The organism is Bradyrhizobium ontarionense (assembly GCF_021088345.1).
In the GTDB taxonomy this organism is placed as follows: domain Bacteria; phylum Pseudomonadota; class Alphaproteobacteria; order Rhizobiales; family Xanthobacteraceae; genus Bradyrhizobium; species Bradyrhizobium ontarionense.
This window is the reverse complement of sequence record NZ_CP088156.1, coordinates 5,492,338-5,511,446: the sequence shown is the minus strand read 5'-3', so window position 1 is coordinate 5,511,446 and position 19,109 is coordinate 5,492,338. Positions and strand designations below refer to the sequence as shown.

The 19,109-nt window shown below is 65.4% G+C and carries 19 protein-coding genes; 13 read left to right on the top strand and 6 right to left on the bottom strand.

Annotated features, from left to right (window positions below):
• Window positions 1–28 precede the first annotated feature (28 nt).
• Complete coding sequence (locus tag LQG66_RS24405) at window positions 29–886, bottom strand: methyltransferase domain-containing protein (RefSeq protein ID WP_231318209.1); 858 nt, start codon at window positions 884–886, stop codon at window positions 29–31.
• Between the two features lie 78 nt (window positions 887–964).
• Here LQG66_RS24405 and LQG66_RS24400 point away from each other — a divergent pair, with 78 nt between their 5' ends.
• The 5 genes from LQG66_RS24400 to LQG66_RS24380 all read left to right on the top strand — a co-directional run bounded on the left by LQG66_RS24400 (window position 965) and on the right by LQG66_RS24380 (window position 4,045).
• On the top strand, window positions 965–1,768 hold the full coding sequence (locus tag LQG66_RS24400) for a ComF family protein (protein WP_231318208.1): 804 nt from the start codon (window positions 965–967) through the stop codon (window positions 1,766–1,768).
• A gap of 29 nt (window positions 1,769–1,797) precedes the next feature.
• Window positions 1,798–2,073, top strand: a complete 276-nt coding sequence (gene grxC / locus LQG66_RS24395) for a glutaredoxin 3 (RefSeq protein ID WP_231318207.1) — start codon at window positions 1,798–1,800, stop codon at window positions 2,071–2,073.
• Complete coding sequence (locus LQG66_RS24390) at window positions 2,070–2,948, top strand: carbon-nitrogen hydrolase family protein (RefSeq protein WP_231318206.1); 879 nt, start codon at window positions 2,070–2,072, stop codon at window positions 2,946–2,948. Before grxC ends, LQG66_RS24390 begins: the two co-directional genes overlap by 4 nt.
• Window positions 2,945–3,424: a DUF1178 family protein gene (locus LQG66_RS24385; protein ID WP_231318205.1), complete on the top strand. Its 480-nt coding sequence runs from the start codon at window positions 2,945–2,947 to the stop codon at window positions 3,422–3,424. The genes LQG66_RS24390 and LQG66_RS24385 overlap by 4 nt, the downstream gene beginning before the upstream one ends.
• A 183-nt stretch (window positions 3,425–3,607) precedes the next feature.
• Window positions 3,608–4,045 (top strand): EamA family transporter, encoded by a 438-nt coding sequence (locus LQG66_RS24380; RefSeq protein WP_231318204.1) that lies wholly within the window; start codon window positions 3,608–3,610, stop codon window positions 4,043–4,045.
• 15 nt (window positions 4,046–4,060) lie between these two features.
• Here LQG66_RS24380 and LQG66_RS24375 read toward each other — a convergent pair whose 3' ends face one another.
• Window positions 4,061–4,960: an EamA family transporter gene (locus LQG66_RS24375; protein WP_231318203.1), complete on the bottom strand. Its 900-nt coding sequence runs from the start codon at window positions 4,958–4,960 to the stop codon at window positions 4,061–4,063.
• 237 nt (window positions 4,961–5,197) lie between these two features.
• On the opposite strand from LQG66_RS24375, the gene LQG66_RS24370 reads away from it, so the two are divergent.
• A complete protein-coding gene (locus LQG66_RS24370; RefSeq protein WP_231318202.1) occupies window positions 5,198–5,479 on the top strand; it encodes a GIY-YIG nuclease family protein in 282 nt (93 codons plus the stop codon).
• Window positions 5,480–5,804: 325 nt separating this feature from the next.
• On the opposite strand, the gene ubiG is transcribed toward LQG66_RS24370, so the two are convergent.
• Together ubiG and LQG66_RS24360 are read right to left on the bottom strand one after the other, a co-directional pair.
• Window positions 5,805–6,569, bottom strand: coding sequence for a bifunctional 2-polyprenyl-6-hydroxyphenol methylase/3-demethylubiquinol 3-O-methyltransferase UbiG (gene ubiG / locus LQG66_RS24365; RefSeq protein ID WP_425601355.1), 765 nt, complete (start codon window positions 6,567–6,569; stop codon window positions 5,805–5,807).
• A 48-nt stretch (window positions 6,570–6,617) separates the two neighbouring features.
• Window positions 6,618–7,085 (bottom strand): PH domain-containing protein, encoded by a 468-nt coding sequence (locus LQG66_RS24360; RefSeq protein WP_231318200.1) that lies wholly within the window; start codon window positions 7,083–7,085, stop codon window positions 6,618–6,620.
• A 145-nt stretch (window positions 7,086–7,230) separates the two neighbouring features.
• Between LQG66_RS24360 and LQG66_RS24355 the strand changes: the two genes are divergently transcribed.
• The 5 genes from LQG66_RS24355 to LQG66_RS24335 all read left to right on the top strand — a co-directional run bounded on the left by LQG66_RS24355 (window position 7,231) and on the right by LQG66_RS24335 (window position 14,636).
• Entirely contained in the window at window positions 7,231–8,487 is a 1,257-nt protein-coding gene (locus LQG66_RS24355) for an aspartate kinase (protein ID WP_231318199.1), read from the top strand.
• 300 nt (window positions 8,488–8,787) lie between these two features.
• The gene (gene ptsP, locus LQG66_RS24350) at window positions 8,788–11,055 is read left to right on the top strand and encodes a phosphoenolpyruvate--protein phosphotransferase (protein WP_231318198.1); all 2,268 of its coding nucleotides are present in this window, start codon (window positions 8,788–8,790) and stop codon (window positions 11,053–11,055) included.
• A 61-nt stretch (window positions 11,056–11,116) separates the two neighbouring features.
• The gene (gene prfA / locus LQG66_RS24345; protein WP_231318197.1) at window positions 11,117–12,202 is read left to right on the top strand and encodes a peptide chain release factor 1; all 1,086 of its coding nucleotides are present in this window, start codon (window positions 11,117–11,119) and stop codon (window positions 12,200–12,202) included.
• A gap of 193 nt (window positions 12,203–12,395) precedes the next feature.
• Entirely contained in the window at window positions 12,396–13,283 is an 888-nt protein-coding gene (gene prmC, locus LQG66_RS24340; RefSeq protein WP_231327917.1) for a peptide chain release factor N(5)-glutamine methyltransferase, read from the top strand.
• Window positions 13,284–13,793: 510 nt separating this feature from the next.
• Window positions 13,794–14,636: a DUF4167 domain-containing protein gene (locus LQG66_RS24335; RefSeq protein WP_231318196.1), complete on the top strand. Its 843-nt coding sequence runs from the start codon at window positions 13,794–13,796 to the stop codon at window positions 14,634–14,636.
• Window positions 14,637–14,714: 78 nt separating this feature from the next.
• Here the strand turns inward: LQG66_RS24335 and LQG66_RS24330 are convergent, their stop codons facing one another.
• A complete protein-coding gene (locus LQG66_RS24330; RefSeq protein ID WP_231318195.1) occupies window positions 14,715–15,467 on the bottom strand; it encodes a class I SAM-dependent methyltransferase in 753 nt (250 codons plus the stop codon).
• 197 nt (window positions 15,468–15,664) lie between these two features.
• Here LQG66_RS24330 and gloB point away from each other — a divergent pair, with 197 nt between their 5' ends.
• The gene (gloB, locus tag LQG66_RS24325; RefSeq protein WP_231318194.1) at window positions 15,665–16,432 is read left to right on the top strand and encodes a hydroxyacylglutathione hydrolase; all 768 of its coding nucleotides are present in this window, start codon (window positions 15,665–15,667) and stop codon (window positions 16,430–16,432) included.
• A gap of 14 nt (window positions 16,433–16,446) precedes the next feature.
• Window positions 16,447–16,881 carry a cupin domain-containing protein gene (locus LQG66_RS24320; RefSeq protein WP_231318193.1) on the top strand — a complete coding sequence of 145 codons (435 nt, stop codon included), beginning with the start codon at window positions 16,447–16,449 and terminating at the stop codon, window positions 16,879–16,881.
• Between the two features lie 126 nt (window positions 16,882–17,007).
• Here LQG66_RS24320 and LQG66_RS24315 read toward each other — a convergent pair whose 3' ends face one another.
• The gene (locus LQG66_RS24315; protein WP_231318192.1) at window positions 17,008–19,020 is read right to left on the bottom strand and encodes a putative bifunctional diguanylate cyclase/phosphodiesterase; all 2,013 of its coding nucleotides are present in this window, start codon (window positions 19,018–19,020) and stop codon (window positions 17,008–17,010) included.
• Window positions 19,021–19,109 lie beyond the last annotated feature (89 nt).

Sequence of the window (19,109 nt, the reverse complement as noted above, 5' to 3'; positions counted from 1 at the left end):
GTGCGGCGCCCGGCGATGACGACTGTCGTTACTCGTCGCTCCCCGCGCTTGGGCCTCGCTTCACCGCCGCCTCCAGGCTCGCCTTTGCAGAACCAGGCTTCAGCGGCTTCTGCTGGCTCTCATGCGGCGCCCAGCCGGACATCCAGATGATGTCGAAGGTGGCACGGATGCGGCCGTCGGGATCGGCGAAGCGCTGCTGATAGATCTCGGCCATGCGCAGCAAGGTCGCCCGCCGGGTCGGCATGCGGCGGCGCTCGACCAGGCCATTGGTGGCGCCCATGCGCCTGAGATCCTGCATCAGCGCGAATGCATTGCCGTAGCGGACCACGATCCGGTCGACGTCGGCGACAGGCAGCGCAAATCCTGCCCGCTGCAGCAGGCCGCCGACATCGCGCAGATCGGCGAACGGTGCGACGCGCGGCGACACGCCGCCCTCGCATTCGGCTTCCGCCGCAGCGAAGCTTTGCCTGAGTTCGGTCAGCGTATCGCCGCCGATCATCGCTGCCAGCAGGAGACCATCCGGGCGCAGCGCACGGCGAACCTGCGCAAGCAGGCCGGGCAGGTCGTTGACGAACTGAAAGGCCAGCGCCGAAAGCGCGAGATCGAGCGATTGCGGTGCAAGCCGCAGCTCTTCAGCAGCGGCTTCCGGCGCCGCGAGATGCGCAAGCTGACCAACCTGCCCCGCAAGATGCGGCTTCAAGCCCGCCCCCGGCGTCCAGATATCGGCGGCGTCGACGAAGGATCGGTTCACCGCGGCGAGCCGGTCCTTGAGGTCCTCCGCCACCCGCTCCAACAGGAAAGTCTCCGGCGCACGCAAAGCCCGGCGCTGCCTGAGCGCGAGAATTGCACGATCGAACAGGACGGGGGCCGTGGCAGTCTGGGTCATGATGGCTGGGTTACGCCGCTGGCGCGAAATGAGCAATCCGCGCTTGAGCGAGCCTCGGCGCAGCGGTAGCCTCGACGCATGGACGGCATGATCGCTCCTATCGGCGCGGCGCGAATCCGGGCCGCCCTCGGCGCGCTGCGCGGCGGACTTGCCCACGCCGCCAAGCTCGCGCTCGACATCGCGCTGCCGACCTTGTGCATCTCCTGCCGCGAGCCGGTCGACGGCGAAGGCGTCTGCGCCGCCTGCTGGGGCAAATTGTCGTTCATCGAGCGGCCCTATTGCCCGAAGCTCGGCATTCCCTTCGTCTACGATCCCGGCCCGGAGCTGCTGTCCATGGAGGCGATCGCCGCACCGCCCGCCTATGCGCGGGCACGGGCCGCCGTGCGCTATGACGACGCCGCGCGCACGCTGGTGCATGCGCTGAAATATCAAGACCGCACCGATCTGGCGCCGATCATGGGGCGCTGGATGGCGCGGGCCGGGCGCGAGCTGCTCGACGGGGCCGACATGCTGGTCCCGGTGCCGCTGCACTGGCAGCGCGGCTTCAGCCGCCGCTACAACCAGTCCGGCGCACTGGCACGGGTGATCGCCCGGCACAGCGGCACCAGATTGCATGGCAGTGCCTTGCGCCGCGTGCGCGCGACCGAGCAGCAGGTCGGCCTGTCGCGCGCCCAGCGCGCCAGCAATGTGCAGGGTGCATTCCAGGTATCAGCAGACCGTCTGCAGGATGTGCAGGGGCGCTGCATCGTGCTGGTCGACGATGTCCTGACCACGGGCGCAACAGTCGATGCCTGCGCTCGCGCCTTGCTGCGGGCAAAGGCGGCCGAGGTCAGCGTGCTCGTCTTCGCCCGGGTTGTCGATGCGCCCCGCGCTCCCATATAATCCGAGGTTCCGTAACAGCTGAGCACGACATGACCGCTGCGATCGAAATCTATACGCGTCCGGGGTGCGGCTACTGCACCGCTGCCAAATCGCTCCTCACCCGCAAGAAAGTCGCCTTCACCGAGCACGATGCCGGCAAGGATCCGTCAGTCCGGCAGAAAATGTACGACCTGGTCGGACCGGGCTCGACTTTTCCGCAGATCTTCATCGGACAAACCCACATCGGCGGCTGCGACGATCTCTATGCGCTCGATCGCGAGGGCAGGCTCGACGCCATGCTGGCCGGAGACAAGGCAACAACATGAGCACGGACCGCAGCTTCGTCGCCGCAATGGTGCAGATGCGCACCTCCCTGCTGGCTGAGCCGAGCCTCGAGCAGGGCACCCGGCTGATCCGGGAAGCGGTGGCGCAAGGTGCCGAATACGTCCAGACGCCCGAAGTGAGCAACATGATGCAGCTCAACCGGACGGCACTGTTCGAGCAGCTCAAGAGCGAGGACGACGACCCCTCGCTGAAGGCCTACCGGGCCCTGGCCAAGGAGCTGAACATTCATCTCCATATCGGTTCGCTGGCCTTGCGCTTCTCGGAGGACAAGGCCGTCAACCGTTCGTTCCTGATCGGACCCGACGGCAACGTGCTGGCGAGCTACGACAAGATCCACATGTTCGACATCGACCTGCCGGGCGGCGAGAGCTATCGCGAATCCGCCAATTATCAGCCGGGCGAGTCGGCCGTGATTACCGACCTGCCCTGGGGCCGGCTGGGTCTGACCATCTGCTACGATGTCCGCTTTCCAGCGCTGTACCGGGCGCTGGCGGAAAGTGGCGCTTCCTTCATCAGCGTCCCCTCCGCCTTCACCCGCAAGACCGGCGAGGCGCATTGGCACACACTGTTGCGCGCCCGCGCCATCGAGACCGGCTGCTTCGTCTTCGCCGCCGCCCAGTGCGGGCTGCACGAGAACAAGCGCGAGACCTTCGGTCACTCGCTGATCATCGATCCCTGGGGCGAGGTGCTCTCCGAGGGCGGCGTCGAGCCGGGCGTGTTCCTGGCGCGCATCGATCCTTCACGGGTCGAAACCGTGCGCCAGACGATTCCCTCGCTGCAACACGGCCGCCGGTTCGGTATCGCCGACCCCAAGGCCGGTCCGGACCATCTGCACCTCGTACGGGGCTCGGCATGATCCGTTACGCGCTGCGCTGCGAGCGAGGTCACAGCTTCGAAAGCTGGTTCCAGAGCTCCTCGGCCTACGAATCGCAGGTCAAGCGCAAGCTCGTGGAATGCCCGACCTGCGGCTCGGCCAAGGTCGAGAAGGCGATCATGGCACCGCGCATCGTGAGCAAGAAGGGCCGCGAGGTCGCGCCCGTGCCTGCTGCGGCGCCGGCGCCAGCGCCGGAAGTGATTCCGCCGGGATCGACGTCGCTGATGATGGCGCAGGAGCGCGAGCTGCGCGCCAAGCTCAAGGAGCTGCGCGACCACATCGTCAAGAACGCCGACGATGTCGGCGAGCGCTTCCCGACCGAGGCGCGCAAGATGCACTATGGCGAGACCGAGCACCGGCCGATCTACGGCGAGGCGTCACTGCAGGAGGCGCGCGAGCTGGTCGAGGAAGGCATCGAGGTCGCGCCAATTCCCGTGCTGCCGGACGACAGGAATTGAGGCGCGGGGCTCGTCAGTCCGGGCAGCATCGGCGGCGCATTCGGAATTTTGCAGTTGGCTCCGTCATTGCGAGCGCAGCGAAGCAATCCGGGTGCCGAGGAAAGATTCTGGATTGCTTCGCTGCGCTCGCAATGACGGTTGAGATATATCGACCTGAACTGCGACGTTCCCCTGAGTGACGACATGTCCCCCATCTCCTCCTCCTGGCAGCTCTGGGCTCTCTTGTCGGCGCTGTTCGCGGCGCTGACCGCCATCTTCGCCAAGGTCGGCGTCGAGGGCATCAACTCCGATCTCGCCACCCTGATCCGCACCGCGATCGTGCTGGTGACCCTGGCGATGATCCTGTTCGCGACCGGGCAGCTCACGAGCCCTGGCCCGATCTCGGCCCGGACTTGGTTGTTCCTCACCCTGTCGGCGCTCGGCACCGGCGCCTCCTGGCTGTGCTATTTCCGGGCGCTGAAGCTCGGTCCCGCGACGCTGGTCGCTCCGATCGACAAGCTCAGCGTGGTGCTGGTGGCGCTGTTCGGCGTCGTCTTCCTCGGTGAGCGTCCGTCGCCGCAGGGCTGGATCGGCATCGCCATGATCGCGGCCGGCGCCGTGCTGATCGCGATCAAGGGCTGAGCGATCAAGGGCTGACTACACCGCGATCAGCAGAGCAACACCGGCCACGATCAGCATGATGCCGCAGACCTCACGCAGCGAGACCGGCTGCTTGAACGAATAATACGAGACGCCCTGCGCGAACAGAACCTCGATCAGCGCGAGCGTGCGGACGTTGGCGGCTGCGGTGAGCGCAAAGGCGAGAAACCAGAACTGCGAGGCGAACGCGCCGACGAAGCCGGCCATCATCGACGGCCGCCACAGCGACAGGATGCCGCGCAGGATGTCCGGCGCCCGCGCGAGCAGATACACGGTCAGGATCGCCGTCTGCACGAACAGGCCCCAGACCAGCGTATAGGACGCAGCGGTGACGAAGGAAACGCCCTCCACCGTGATGATCGCGCCACGGAAACCGACGGCCGACAACGCGAAGGCGGCGGCTGCGACCAGGCCGGTCACGGTCGGCTTCAACTCCGCAAAGCTCTTCTCGCCACCGGGCCGCAGCGCCGTGATCACGACACCAACGGTGGCGATCAGGATCGCGATCAACTTGGCGACCGAGAGCGGATCACCGAGGAAGATGAAGCCGAAGATCGCGGTCTGGATCGCCTCGGTCTTCAGATAGGCGGTCGTGACCACGAAGGAGCGGTCGGTCATCGCCAGCAGCATCAGCCCGGTCGCGATGATCTGGCTGAGCGCGCCGAGCAGCAGCCAGGGCCAGAACACGGCCGACGGCCACGGCAGGCGATCGCCGGTCGCCAGCAGCACCACCGTCAGGAACACCAGCGAGAACGGGAAGCCGAACAGGAAGCGGATGTTGGTCGCGCCCCAGGTGCCGAGCTTCGCCGTCAACGACCGCTGCATCGCGTTGCGCGCGACCTGGCCGACGGCTGCGACCAGCGTGAAGGGGATCCAGAGCGAGGTGATGGAGAGCATGGGGGTACTGCGCGACAGTGGGGCCGGCACCGTGACCAGCGCGGCGCGCCGGGTCAACAGCACAGGCCGCGGTTCAGCCGCATGTCAGGATTGCAGTAGACGTCAGGGACGGTGCAGCCCTTCTGCGGTTTGTGGTAAGCTCGCGCCACAAAGACGGTGTCGTCCCTGCGAACGCAGGGACCCATAGCCACCGGCTTCAGTTGTTTTTCGACGATCCATCCGCGTGATGGTACGGCTATGTACTACGTCTATATTCTGGCGAGCGGTCGTCACGGCACATTGTATATCGGCGTCACGAACTCGATTCAGAAGCGGCTTCAGCAGCATCGCGATGGCGAAGGCTCGCTCTTCGTGAAGAAATACGGCGTCTTTCGGCTGGTCTATGTCGAAACATATGGTGTCGCGGAAGAGGCGATCATCCGCGAGAAACAGCTGAAGCGCTGGAAACGCGACTGGAAAATCGAGCTGATCGAGCGCGATAATCTCGAATGGCGCGATCTCAGTGACCTGATCTCCTAGCGTGCCTCAAACCCCTCCCTGTGGTTATGGGTCCCTGCGTTCGCAGGGACGACACCATTTGTTAGGCAGCTTAGCGGGCTTGACCGACGACACCAGAGGGTGGAGCTGGCGAGGAGAGCAAAGCTGTCGTCCCGGGCAAGCCCGATGACGCGACGCGTCAGCGGGCGCAGACCCGGGACCCATACCGCGTGATCTGTCATGAGGCAGGCTTTACGTTGGACTTGTCGGGCAAAACACATCTGCCCGTGGTTATGGGTCCCTGCGTTCGCAGGGACGACACCATTTTTGGAGCGACATCCGGGCCGAAGCGAAAAGCGAGGCCTCGCTACACCATCTGCTCGGCGACCATCATGTAGTTCACGTCCATGTCGGGCGACAGGCTCCAGCGATCGGCGAACGGGCTGTAGACGACGCCGCTCTGCTCCGTGATGACGAGACGATTGTCGAGCAGACATTTGGTGAGCTCGTCCGGCGTGACGAACTTGTTCCACTGGTGGGTCCCGCGCGGCAGCCAGCGCAGCACATATTCCGCGCCGACGATGGCCAGCGCAAAGCTCTTCCAGTTCCGGTTCAGGGTCGACACCACCATCAATCCGCCGGGCTTCAGCAGCGCCGCGCAGCGGCCGAGAAAGGCGCTGACGTCAGTGACGTGCTCGACGACCTCCATCGCGAGCACGATATCGAAGCGTTCGCGCAGGTCCATCTCCTCGACCGTGGTACAGCGGTAGTCGATCGACAGATGACCTTTTTCGGCGTGCAGCCTGGCCGCGGCGATGTTGCTCGCCGACGGATCGACGCCGACCACCTGGGCACCCAGCCGCGTGAACGGCTCGCACAGCAGCCCTGCGCCACAGCCGATATCGAGCATCCGCAATCCCGACAGGCAGTTCAGGCTCTTGGCGTTGCGCTCGAACTTCCGGCAAGCGGCGTCGCGGATATAAGCCAGGCGCAGCGGGTTGATTTTGTGCAGGGGCGCCATCTTGCCCTTGGGGTCCCACCAAGTCTCGGACAGCTTCGAGAACTTCGCGATCTCGGCCGGATCGACGGTCGATCCTGGAGAAACAGGGGTGCTGCGGGAATCCTGAGGCATTGTCATCGCTGAATACTCAAATGATCTGACCTGACGCACCGTGATCGGCTAGCGCGCCGTGATAGCGTTGCGAAACGCCAGCGGCTCCGCGATGGTCGCAATGGTTTCCTTGCCTTCGCCCACACCCAAGATGGTGACGTCGCCGTAGTTGAGAAGCCGTCCCATGATGGTCTGGTTGACGTCGACGCTTTCGACCTTGTCGAGGGCCATTTCGAAGGTACGGCGCTTGATGAAACCGGTTTTATGGACGACGCGGCGATTGGTGACGTCGGTCTCGGTGGTCAGCCGGTGGAACCAGGCCCGGACCGTCCAATACAGCGCGACCACGGCGACGACGGCAGCGGTGGCCAGACACAGCATCGTGAGGTTGTCGTTGACGGTCATCCGCGAAAGAACGACGAGCGCGAACGCAACGATCCAGCCGCCGATGGCGGGCAGGTAGAACATCCAGTGCGCATTGGTCGAATAAAGCACCTTCTCGCCGGGTTGCAGGATCTCGTCGATGTAACGCGCCATACTCCGCCTCTACCCCACCCCTTCACCACAAGGAACCGGCTTGCCCCCGGCCGCGCCGCTATGTATACGCGCGTTTCGGCGGGCGCGCCTCCGGTTTTGCGCATGCCGGTCAACTTATCCTCCTGATGGGAATGAGCGCGTCGTCATGGGTCGCCTCGTGCTGAAATTCGGCGGCACATCCGTCGCCAACATCGATCGCATCCGCAATGTCGCCCGCCACGTAAAGCGCGAGGTCGATGCCGGTCACGAGGTCGCCGTGGTCGTCTCCGCGATGTCCGGCAAGACCAACGAGCTCGTCGCCTGGTGCACCGAAGCGTCGCCGATGCATGATGCGCGGGAATATGACGCCGTGGTGGCTTCGGGCGAGCAGGTCACGTCCGGCCTGCTTGCGATCGTGTTGCAGAGCATGGGAATCCAGGCGCGGTCCTGGCAGGGCTGGCAGATACCTATCAAGACCAGCGACGCGCATGCTTCGGCGCGAATCGTCGAGATCGACGGCGCCGAGCTGATCCATCGCTTCCAGGAGCGCAAGGAGGTCGCCGTCATCGCCGGCTTCCAGGGCATCAACCCCGCCACGAATCGAATCACCACGCTCGGCCGCGGCGGCTCCGACACCTCGGCGGTGGCGATCGCGGCCGCCATCAAGGCCGACCGCTGCGATATCTATACCGACGTCGACGGTGTCTACACGACCGATCCGCGCGTCGTGCCGAAGGCCACGCGCCTCGACAAGATCGCGTTCGAGGACATGCTGGAGCTGGCCTCGCAGGGCGCCAAGGTGCTGCAGGTCCGGTCGGTGGAACTGGGCATGGTGCACAACATGCCGATCTTCGTCCGCTCCAGCTTCGACAAGCCCGAGGATATCGACCCGTACGCCAACCAGCCGCCGGGGACGCTGATCTGCAGCGAGGAACAAATCATGGAAAATCACGTCGTGACCGGTATCGCCTTCTCCAAGGACGAGGCCCAGATCTCGGTGCGCCAGATCGAGGACAAACCGGGGATCGCTGCCTCGATCTTCGGACCGCTGGCGGATGCCAACATCAACGTCGACATGATCGTCCAGAACGTCTCCGAGGACGGCAAGACCACCGATCTCACCTTCACCGTGCCGGCCACCGACTACAATCGGGCGCGCGAGACGATCGCCGCTGCCAAGGACAAGATCGGCTACCAGCGCTTGGATACCGCGACCGATGTTGCCAAGGTCTCGGTCATCGGCTCCGGCATGCGCAGCCATGCCGGGGTGGCCGCCCAGGGCTTCGCTGCGCTGGCCGCGCGCAACATCAACATTCGCGCGATCACAACGTCGGAGATCAAGTTCTCTGTCCTGATCGACGCCGCCTATACGGAGCTTGCGGTCCGCACGCTGCATACGCTCTACGGGCTGGACCAGGCCTAGAAAATCCTTCTCCTCGGCCACACATGTCCCATTATGTGACAGCGGAAAGTGGTCCGGAGGCATCGAAAGCCGTTGACGCCGCCATCGGTGGCAGGCGTTTTGCTTGGCAAAACAAGCCTCAATTCGCTATACGCCTCGCAGGATGGCTGCCGCGAACTGTGCTCCAGTGATGGTTGTTCTGATTCGGACCGGCACTCTGTGCGTGCGATAGTGCCGAATCAAGAAAGCTGTTCGATGTCGCGAGGTTAGCGCCAGATCTCGGCTGTCGCCGGGCTGGCCCAGGAAGGGGGATTGTGCCACATGCGAAGCACGTCGGGAGGCCCCCGCGTCCTGCTCAGACGGCTTCGCGAGACCATGGCGGAGCAGGTCTCGGCACAGGAGCGGCTCGACAAGATCGTGGTGCTGATCGCGGCCAACATGGTCGCAGAGGTCTGCTCGGTCTATGTGCTGCGCGTCGACAACACGCTTGAGCTCTACGCCACCGAAGGTCTGAACCGCGACGCCGTGCACATGACCGTGCTGAGCGCGCATGAGGGCCTCGTCGGTCTCGTCGCCAGCGAGGCGACCCCGCTCAACCTGAGCGACGCGCAAAGCCACCCTGCCTTCTCGTATCGCCCTGAAACGGGTGAAGAGATCTACCACTCCTTCCTCGGCGTGCCGATCCTGCGCGCCGGCAACACGCTCGGCGTGCTGGTGGTGCAGAACCGCGCCAAGCGCACCTATGTCGAGGAAGAGGTCGAGGCGCTGCAGACCACGGCGATGGTCCTCGCCGAGATGATCGCCTCCGGCGAGCTCGCGGCGCTGGCCCAGCCAGGCGCCGAGCCGGCCGCGCGGCACTCGATCCACAAGACCGGGACGGTACTGTCCGACGGCATCGCGCTCGGCCACGTCGTGCTCCATGAGCCGCGCGTTGTCATCAACAACTACATCGCCGAGGACCTGCCGAAGGAAATCAAGCGGCTCGACGCCGCGCTGGTCAAGCTGCGCGCCGACCTCGACCGCATGCTGGAGCGCGGCGACGTCGCCGACGGCGGCGAACACCGCGACGTGCTCGAAGCCTACCGCATGTTCGCCAACGACCAGGGCTGGTCGCACAAGCTGCACGAGGCGGTGGCGACGGGCCTCACTGCGGAGGCCGCCGTCGAGCGCGTGCAGTCCGACACCCGCGCCCGCATGCTGCGCTCGACCGACCCCTATTTGCGCGAGCGGCTGCATGACCTCGAGGATCTCGGCTACCGGCTGCTGCGCCAGCTGGTCGGCCAGGACCACGCGCCGAGCCGTGAGCACATGCCCGACAATGCGATCCTGATCGCGCGCGCGATGGGTCCGGCGGCGCTGCTCGACTATGACCGCAAGCGGCTGCGCGGGCTCGTGCTCGAGGAAGGCACGGCCAACTCGCACGTGGCGATCGTGGCGCGCGCGCTCGGCATCCCCGCGGTCGGTGAGGTGCCGAACGCGCCGGGCATCGCCGATCCCGGCGACGCCATCATCGTCGACGGCACCTCGGGCTCGATCTATGTGCGACCGTCGACGGAGATCGAATCCGCCTATGCCGAGCGGGTCCGCTTCCGCGCCCGCCGCCAGGCGCAATATGGCGAGTTGCGCAACAAGGCCTGCGTCACCAAGGACGGCCAGCCGATCGAGCTGATGATCAATGCCGGTCTGGTGATCGACCTGCCGCATATCGAGGACACCGGCAGCGCCGGCATCGGCCTGTTCCGCACCGAGCTGCAGTTCATGGTCTCGGCGAGCCTGCCACGCTCGAGCGACCAGCTCGCGCTGTATCGCACCGTGCTCGACGCCGCCGGCAACAGGCCCGTCACCTTCCGCACGCTCGACATCGGCGGCGACAAGGCCCTGCCCTACATGGAGACCGTGATCGAGGAGAACCCGGCGCTGGGCTGGCGCGCGATCCGGCTCGGCCTCGACCGTCCGGGTCTGCTGCGCGGCCAGATCCGGGCGCTGTTGCGCGCCGGCGGCGGCCGCTCGCTGCGCATCATGTTCCCGATGATCTCGGAAGTCGCCGAGTTCGACACCGCGAAGGCCATCGTCGAGCGCGAGCTGACCTACTTGCGCCAGCACGGCCACACGCTGCCGGCGCGGGTCGACGTCGGCACCATGCTGGAAGTCCCCGCGCTGCTCTATCAGCTCGACGAGCTGCTTTCGAAGGTCGACTTCATCTCGGTCGGATCAAACGACCTGTTCCAGTTCCTGTTCGCGGTCGATCGCGGCAACGCCAAAGTGTCCGAGCGCTTCGATACGTTGTCATCGCCCATCATGCGCGCGCTGCGCGACATCGTGAGCAAGGCCAAGGCGGCCAAGAAATCGGTGTCACTGTGCGGCGAGATGGCCTCGAAGCCGATCGGCGCACTGGCCCTGATCGCGCTCGGCTACCGCTCGCTGTCGCTGTCGGCCACGGCGCATGGCCCGGTGAAGGCCATGATCCTCGAGCTCGACGCCGCAAAGGCAGAGACGAAGATGGCTGAATGGCTGGCCGCGCCGGCCGGCAGTTTCTCGATGCGGCAGAAGCTGACCGAATTCGCCGAGAGCGAAGGCCTCGCGCTGTAGCGGGCCGGCTGCGTCACGCCTCTCCCGTCCCTACCGTTCGCCATTAGATCAGATTGCAAGAATGTCGTCGCTTCCCGAAGCCAAACTGGATGTTCTGCTCGCGCACCACGCCTCGCTGGAGGCGGAGCTGCTCGGCCAGGTCAATTCCGACCGCTACGTGCAGATCACCCGCGAGCTCGCCGAGCTCAATCCGCTGATCGAGGCCGTCAAGGCCTATCGCGCCGGCGTGAAGGAGCTTGCCGACACCGAGGCGCTGATCGCCGACGCAGCCAGCGATGCCGAGATGCGCAGCATGGCGGAGGCCGAGCGCGACACGCTGATCGAGCGCCGCGCGGGGCTGGAGCAGCAGATTCGCGTCGCGCTGCTGCCCAAGGATGCGATGGACGATCGCAACGTCGTGCTCGAAATCCGCGCCGGCACCGGCGGCGACGAGGCCTCTTTGTTCGCGGGCGACCTGTTCCGCATGTACGAGCGCTTCGCCGCCCTGCAGGGCTGGAAGGTCGAGGTGATCTCGGCCTCCGAGGGTACCGTGGGCGGCTACAAGGAGATCATCGCCGAGGTGCAGGGCCGCGGCGCCTTCGCCAAGCTCAAATTCGAATCCGGCGTGCATCGTGTGCAGCGGGTGCCCGATACCGAGACGCAGGGGCGCATCCATACGTCGGCCGCGACCGTCGCCGTGCTGCCCGAGGTCGAGGACGTCGACGTCGACATCAAGGACGACGACCTGCGCATCGAGACGATGCGCGCGCAAGGCGCCGGCGGCCAGCACGTCAACAAGACCGAATCGGCGATCCGCATCACCCACATCCCGACCGGCATCGTCGTGATGATGCAGGACAGCCGCTCACAGCATAAGAACCGCGCCTCGGCCATGAACATCCTGCGCTCGCGCATCTACGACGCCGAGCAGCAGAAGCTGGACGCCGCACGCTCGGCCGAGCGCAAGGAGAAGGTCGGCTCCGGCGACCGCTCGGAGCGCATCCGCACCTACAATTTCCCGCAAGGGCGCGTCACCGACCACCGCATCAATCTCACCCTCTACAAACTGCCGCAGGTGATTGCCGGCGAGGCGCTGGGCGAGCTGATCGACGCGTTGACGACCGAACATCAGGCGGCCCAGCTCGCCGCCCAAGGCGCGGCGGCGTGAGCAAGGCGCACGCAGTGTGCGCTGCGATGCGACACTGCCTCAACGTGGGCAATCTCGTCCCGGCAAACGCCGGGACCCATAACCACAGCCGTTCGTGGTATTCTCAGACGGCAACTCCGACCGCCCTCGTCGCGACGTCGCGGCGTAAGGATCCCCGCTTTCGCGGAGATGACGCGTGGATGGGGCGTTGGCGATGAGCGAGGTCATCGCCGGGGCAACCATCGACTCAGCCCGCCGCGCGCTCGCGGCGCGCTTCGCCGCCGCGGCCCTTGACTCGCCCGAGCTCGATGCACGGCTGCTGGTCGGCCACGCGCTCCAGCTCGATCTGACCGGTCTCGTCACGCATGGCAGCCGCGCGCTCTCTCCTGAAGAAGCGCAGCATCTGGAGACGCTGGCCGAGCGCCGGCTCGCGGGTGAGCCGGTCGCACGCATTCTCGGCCTGAAAGAGTTCTGGGGCCTGCCGCTGCGGCTGTCGGCGGACACGCTGGTGCCGCGCCCCGACACCGAGACCGTGGTCGCGCTGGCGCTGGATCATCTGGCGGTCGGCGGCGACCTGAAGCGGCCCCTGCGGATCGCCGATCTCGGCACCGGCTCCGGCGCAATCCTTCTCGCGCTTCTGTCGGAATTGCCGCGGGCGTTCGGCGTCGGCACCGACGTCAGCATCGCTGCGCTCCGGACGGCGGGAGAGAATGCGCGCGCCCTCGGGCTTGGCGATCGTGCGAGCTTCGTCGCCTGCTCCTATGCGACCGCGCTGTCGGCGTCGTTCGACCTAATCGTGTCCAACCCGCCCTACATCGCGTCGACGGAGATTGATAGTCTCGCGATCGACGTGCGCGTCCATGACCCACTCCGCGCCCTGGACGGTGGCCGTGACGGTCTCGACGCCTACCGCGCACTGATCCCGCAGGCAGCGAGCCTGCTTCGGCCCGGCGGCGCGCTGATCGTGGAGGTGGGGCTCGGCCAAAGCGGTGACGTCGCAATGCTGATGACACAGGCCGGGCTGGCGACCGATTCGTCGGCGATAAGCGCCGATCTTGCCGGAATCCCGAGGGCCGTCCTGGCCCTAAAAAAGGTCCAGTAAAGGCTGGCAGAGACAGAAAAAGGTCTTGGAATATCGTCCGGGAGCGACTACGTTCCGCGTACAGCATCGGTGCAGGCCCCGCTGAGCGGTATTCACGGAAGACCGCCACGGACAGATGCCAGAGAGCCGCGCCGGGCGATTGGTTCCAGAACGCAGATCTGTTGAGCGCGAGAGCCGGATGGCTGCGCTGCCCGCGACTGCAAAGCGAACGAAAGCCTGACTTTGCACTTGAGGTCTTACGCTAAAGCAAACTGGGTCTGTCGTGGCGCGCACGTCGCCGTGGCCGGCTGAATGACGTGGTTCGCCGGCCTTGATGGGCTGGTGGGTGGGGAACGCGTGTTGAACGCGCTTTTGTCGAGAGAATCGGCTGTCGATCACATCGGCATGGGTCGGATTGCAACGTTTGGACCGCGCGCGAGACGCCCGGTCCAGGCGGAGGTATTTCAATACGGTATCGGTATTCCGATGACAATCAGTGCTCCTAACGCAGGGTTGGAATAAAGGCAGGACATGAGAAACGGTCAGAACAACAAGCGGATGCGCAACCGGAATAGCGGCGGCAATAACAATAATAATAATAACCGGCGCGGCCAGAACCCGCTGACCAGGGTGTTCGAGTCCAACGGACCGGACATCAAGATCCGCGGCACCGCCTCTCATGTGGCCGAGAAATATGTCCAACTCGCCCGCGACGCGCGCTCCTCGGGCGACCCCGTTGCCGCCGAGAACTACTACCAGCACGCCGAGCACTATTTTCGCCTGATTGCCGCCGCCCAGGAGCAGTTCCGCCAGAACCAGCCGCAGCCGCGCAACACCGACGATCTCACGGTCGACGACCTCGAGGACGACGGCGAAAGCTTCTCGAATTTCGGCCAGGAGCCTGGCTTCGTCCCCGCCCAGCAGCCGCCTCAGCCTCAGCCTTTCATGCGCGACCGCGAAGGTGGTGGGCAGCGTGAGCGTGGCGACAATCAGCCGTTTCAGCGCGATCAGCAGCCACGTGAGCCCCGCGAGCATCGTGAGCCCCGTGAGCAGCGCGAGCCCCGTGAGCATCGGGAGCCCCGTGAGCAGCGGGAGCCCCGTGAGCAGCGCGAGCCGCGTGAACCACGTGAGCATCGCGAGCGTCCGCAGCCCCAATATCAGCCGCAACCGCAACCGCAGCCTGTGATCGCGGATAGCGGCGTCGATCGTCTGCCGTCCTTCATCACGGGTCCGCAGCCGCAGATCGCCAGTGTGCCAGCTGCGTTCGAGGGCGGTGGCGAACGCTATCCGCGCCGCCGCCGGCGCCCGAATGGTCCACGTTCGGAAGCCGCGGCCGCGCCGGCACCCAGCGAGGACCTCAATCCCGGCGAATAGCTGACCTCATGGTTTGAAGGCGAAGCGGGTGGGCGTCGAGCTCGCCCGCTTTTTCTTCGAGCGAATCAGAGGCCCGCCTCATCCCTCGTGCGGTGCCCGACTGGCCCCCGTGCTGGACGGAGACGGCGCCAGCACCGGTTCCAGCCGCGGGATCAGCCTGATGCGCTCGCGGCGCGCGGGGATCACGCGGTAGACCTGCTTGGTGGCCTCGACGATGTGAACGCCTGCGAACGGCAACGACAGCGCCGCGCCGACCCGCTCCCAAGCCATCGCCGATTTCAGAAACCAGCCGCCGACCGGCGGCATGAACAGCGCCTCGCCCCAGGCGGTCGGCGTGAACCAAGTCTGCCGCAGCAATTGCGTAATCTGCGAGCGCGAATAGGGCCGGCCGTGACCGAACGGTGTATTGTCGGTCCGCGTCCAAACGCCGCGGCGGTTCGGAATCACGATGATCACGCGTCCCGCCGGCGCCAGCACCCGCCAGACTTCCCGCAGCAGTCCGGCCGGATCGTCGGACATCTCGAGGGCATGGACGATCAGGATCCGGTCGACCGCCGAATCCGGCAGCGGCAGCGAGAATTCGTCCACCAGCGAGGCCAGCGTCGGCCGCGCCGTCGGCCATTTCAGCACCCCCTGCGCGGCCGGCATGAAGGCGATGCAGCGCTCCGAATCCTCACGAAACAAGCCGAGATAGGGTGTGGGATAGCCGATCCCGAGCACGCGCTGCCCGGTCGCGCGCGGCCAGCGTGCGCGGATGCCGCGGTTGATCAGCAGCCGCGCGACGATCCCCAGGCGACCCGAATAGAAGTTGCGCAGATCGATCACGTCCATGACGTCAATGTACCATGCGGGCGCGAGCTGCCGCGCGCCGAATATTGCGTTGCGCCTGCAGCGTTAACGCCATATCTCTGGCCGCCGGAGATGCAGGAGACCGCCCGCAGCGCCGCGCCAGGCTCCCGTCTCTCACGACATTCCGACATCGCGAACCGCACGATCGTGCCTCGCCCGGTACAGCCGACGGAGACATCATGGCCGCCGACATCCGCGTCTTCACCTGCCTGTCCGACAATTTCGGTTATCTCGTTCATGACCCCGCGACGGGCGCCACCGCCTCCATCGACGCACCCGAAGCCGGTCCGATCGTCCGACAGCTCGAGGCTGCGGGCTGGAGACTGACCGACATCCTGATCACGCATCATCATCACGACCATGTCGGCGGCGTCGCCGAACTGAAAGAACGATATGGCTGCCGGGTCGTGGCGCCCCATGACAGGACGTCAGCGATTGCCGACGTCGATCTGCGCGTGGCGCATGGCGACGTGGTCAAGATCGGCGAACTGCTCGCGCGCGTGCTCGAAACTCCGGGTCATACGCTCGACCACGTCTCTTACGTGCTCGATGCCGACAAGGCCGTGTTCGCGGCCGATACGCTGTTCTCGATCGGTTGCGGCCGCGTATTCGAGGGCACCTATCCAATGATGTGGGATTCGCTTCTGAAGCTGCGGGCGCTGCCGGACGATTTCCAGCTCTATTGCGGCCACGAATATACCGCTTCGAACGTCAAGTTCGCCCTCACCGTCGATCCGGACAACGAAGCGCTCAAGGCGCGCGCCGACGAGGTGACCCGGCTCCGTGCCGCCAATCTGCCGACCATCCCCTGTCTGCTCGGCGATGAGAAGAAGGCCAACGTGTTCCTGCGCGCCGACGATCCTGCCGTTGCGGTCCGGCTGCGCATGAAGGGCGCCAGCGCCGAGCAGGTGTTCGGCGAATTGCGCGAGCGCAAGAACAAATCGTAAGGCTGAAAACGACGATGACCGCACTCTCGGCCGCAGACATCATCGCGCGTCTCGGTTTGCAGCCGCACCCGGAGGGCGGACATTTTCGCGAGACGTTTCGCGATCCGGCCACCGACGCGAACGGAAGAGCCGCATCGACGCTGATCTATTTCCTGCTCGCCCGCGGCGAGCGGTCGCACTGGCACAAAGTTGACGCGGTCGAGATCTGGCACTTCCATGCCGGAGCGCCTCTGACCTTGCGGATCGCAGGCGAGCAACAGCCGGCGCAAACGACCATGCTGGGCATCGACCTCGCGTCGGGCCAGCAGCCGCAGGCAGTCGTGCCGGCGCATGCCTGGCAGTCGGCCGAGAGCACCGGCGACTGGACCCTGGTCGGCTGCACGGTCGCACCGGGGTTCACATTTGCGGGGTTCGAGCTCGCGCCCCGCGGATGGGAGCCGCCGATTTGAACCAATGCGCGACCGTTAGGTTGATAGGCAGCCGCAGGCGAACTCGACATTCCCCCAACCGGGAATGGATGAACCGAGATCGCGACTGGACCGCTCGCTACAGCTGAAACGCGTCACGCCATAGGCCTACGCGCTCGCGGCGGCCACCTTGGCGCCGGACGCTTCGGCGAAGCGCTGATGTTCCTTGGCCAGGAATCCGGCTATCGCATCGGCAGGCATCGGCTGAGCGAAGTAATAGCCCTGGATGTAGTCGGCGCCCAGACGCCGCAGGCAGTCGAGCTGCTCCTTGGTCTCGACACCCTCGACGACACAGGCGATCTCCATGTCTGCGCACAGGCCGGTCAGCGACTTGATGATCTTGTGGCTGATCGGATTGGCGTTGACGTCGCTCACGAAGCTGCGGTCGACCTTGAGCTTGTCGAGCGGCAACCGATGGACGTGGCTGAGCGACGAATAGCCGGTGCCGAAATCGTCCAGCGAGATGCCGCAACCTAGCGCCTTCAGCGCGGCGATCGATTGCTCGGCGCGGACGAAGTCGAACGTCACGGCGGTTTCCGTGATCTCGAATTCGATGCGGCGGGGTGGCACGCCGCTGGCGTTGATGACCGCGATCAGCGGCAGGATGCCGTCGGGAGAGCAAATGTCGTGCGCGGATAGATTGAACGACATCCGGATGTCCTCCGGCCAGGTCCGCGAGACCGCCAGCGCCTTGACCAGCAAGACGCGGGTGAGGCTGCGGATGACACCGATGCGCTCGGCCGCCGGGATGAAGATGGCCGGCGACACCAGGCCCAGCTTGGGGCTGCGCCAGCGTGCCAGCACCTCGAAACCGGTGGTGCGGGCATTCACGGCGTCCATGATCGGCTGGAACACCAAGTCCATCTCGGACTCGAAATCCGCCGCGTGCAACAGATGCTCGATCACGCTTCGGCTGCGGATCTCCGCCTCGAGCTCGCTCGAGAAGATGATGGCCTGACCGCGCGCGCGGCGCTTGGCGTGGTAGAGCGCATAGTCAGCGCATTCATAGAGCGCTTCCGCGGCAGTGGCGGAGCGCGGGTAGAGCGCGAACCCCGTCGAGCACGACAGACCGGTATGCGCGGTGTCGAGTTCGTAAGGGAGCTTGATGCGCTCGGTAATCTGCCGCCCAAGCGCGAGAAGATCGTCGTCTGACGGGTTGCCGACGACGAGCAGCCCGAACTCGTCGCCGCCGAGCCGCGCAAGATGCACCTGGCCGCCAACGCTCTCGCAGACTTCCCTGATCCGGCGCGCCGCCTCGATCAGCACGCGATCACCAACACTGTGCCCATAGGTGTCGTTGATCGGCTTGAAGCCGTCGAGATCGATGATGCCGACGGCGAGCCTCGTCCCATCCCGCCCGGCCTCGGTGAACGCATGCGTGAGCTCCGAGAAGAAGCGGCGCCGGTTGGGAAGATCGGTCAGCGAATCCAGATTGGCGAGCCGGAAGTTCTCATCCGAAAGCGCCTGGGTCGCGGCCTGCTCGGCCAGCAGAGATTTCCGGCTGGCGACCAGCGCGGCAAAATCGCGATAGTAGATGAACAGCACCGTGACCATGGCCCCGGACACCAGCAGCTGATTGACCGCGATCGCCCGCAAGGCGTGGACACCGGTCGCCAGGAAGAAGATCACATAGGGCACGATGACCACCAGGGTCACGATCAGCGCGGCCGAGCGCAGATGCATCAGACAGAAGATGATGCCGATGACGGTGACCGCCATGTAGAATGCGACCTGCCCCTTGGCGAACGGATCGCCATAGGGAAACAGCGCGAACGACCAGACGACGAACAGCGCTCCGATCGGTCCGGCGATTCGATTCGTGACACGCAGGTTGTGAAGCACCTCGGCGTCACTGTTGGCGGACTCGCCCTGTCGTAACCACCACAGCATGCGAACGCCGGTAATCGTCGACAGCAGCGCCGGCACCGAAATCGTCAGCCAAGTCGGCGCCAGCGGCAGGAACGTGAAGGCGAGCGCCAGGCTGTTGGTGATGAGAATGAAATAAAGCAGCGGCACCTGTTTGGAGAACGCCTGGAACTGCGCGCGCGTCAGCTCGGGACTGTCAGCGGGAACGCGAAACAACTCCCCCGCGCGGGCCATGTAACGTCTCACGTCCGGCATCGCCGCCCCGTTGTCACTACCATTCGGCGAAAAGTCTCGCGCACGACGGGTAAAGGCCGGGTTAGGTGCAGATAGCGCCGAATTCGGAT

What these genes read in the sequence shown, in the direction of transcription:
- LQG66_RS24405 (WP_231318209.1), bottom strand. Translation starts at nt 886, where the DNA reads ATGACCCAGACTGCCACGGCCCCCGTCCTGTTCGATCGTGCAATTCTC.
- LQG66_RS24400 (WP_231318208.1), top strand. Translation starts at nt 965, where the DNA reads ATGGACGGCATGATCGCTCCTATCGGCGCGGCGCGAATCCGGGCCGCC.
- grxC (WP_231318207.1), top strand. Translation starts at nt 1,798, where the DNA reads ATGACCGCTGCGATCGAAATCTATACGCGTCCGGGGTGCGGCTACTGC.
- LQG66_RS24390 (WP_231318206.1), top strand. Translation starts at nt 2,070, where the DNA reads ATGAGCACGGACCGCAGCTTCGTCGCCGCAATGGTGCAGATGCGCACC.
- LQG66_RS24385 (WP_231318205.1), top strand. Translation starts at nt 2,945, where the DNA reads ATGATCCGTTACGCGCTGCGCTGCGAGCGAGGTCACAGCTTCGAAAGC.
- LQG66_RS24380 (WP_231318204.1), top strand. Translation starts at nt 3,608, where the DNA reads ATGTCCCCCATCTCCTCCTCCTGGCAGCTCTGGGCTCTCTTGTCGGCG.
- LQG66_RS24375 (WP_231318203.1), bottom strand. Translation starts at nt 4,960, where the DNA reads ATGCTCTCCATCACCTCGCTCTGGATCCCCTTCACGCTGGTCGCAGCC.
- LQG66_RS24370 (WP_231318202.1), top strand. Translation starts at nt 5,198, where the DNA reads ATGTACTACGTCTATATTCTGGCGAGCGGTCGTCACGGCACATTGTAT.
- ubiG (WP_425601355.1), bottom strand. Translation starts at nt 6,569, where the DNA reads ATGCCTCAGGATTCCCGCAGCACCCCTGTTTCTCCAGGATCGACCGTC.
- LQG66_RS24360 (WP_231318200.1), bottom strand. Translation starts at nt 7,085, where the DNA reads ATGGCGCGTTACATCGACGAGATCCTGCAACCCGGCGAGAAGGTGCTT.
- LQG66_RS24355 (WP_231318199.1), top strand. Translation starts at nt 7,231, where the DNA reads ATGGGTCGCCTCGTGCTGAAATTCGGCGGCACATCCGTCGCCAACATC.
- ptsP (WP_231318198.1), top strand. Translation starts at nt 8,788, where the DNA reads ATGCGAAGCACGTCGGGAGGCCCCCGCGTCCTGCTCAGACGGCTTCGC.
- prfA (WP_231318197.1), top strand. Translation starts at nt 11,117, where the DNA reads ATGTCGTCGCTTCCCGAAGCCAAACTGGATGTTCTGCTCGCGCACCAC.
- prmC (WP_231327917.1), top strand. Translation starts at nt 12,396, where the DNA reads ATGAGCGAGGTCATCGCCGGGGCAACCATCGACTCAGCCCGCCGCGCG.
- LQG66_RS24335 (WP_231318196.1), top strand. Translation starts at nt 13,794, where the DNA reads ATGAGAAACGGTCAGAACAACAAGCGGATGCGCAACCGGAATAGCGGC.
- LQG66_RS24330 (WP_231318195.1), bottom strand. Translation starts at nt 15,467, where the DNA reads ATGGACGTGATCGATCTGCGCAACTTCTATTCGGGTCGCCTGGGGATC.
- gloB (WP_231318194.1), top strand. Translation starts at nt 15,665, where the DNA reads ATGGCCGCCGACATCCGCGTCTTCACCTGCCTGTCCGACAATTTCGGT.
- LQG66_RS24320 (WP_231318193.1), top strand. Translation starts at nt 16,447, where the DNA reads ATGACCGCACTCTCGGCCGCAGACATCATCGCGCGTCTCGGTTTGCAG.
- LQG66_RS24315 (WP_231318192.1), bottom strand. Translation starts at nt 19,020, where the DNA reads ATGCCGGACGTGAGACGTTACATGGCCCGCGCGGGGGAGTTGTTTCGC.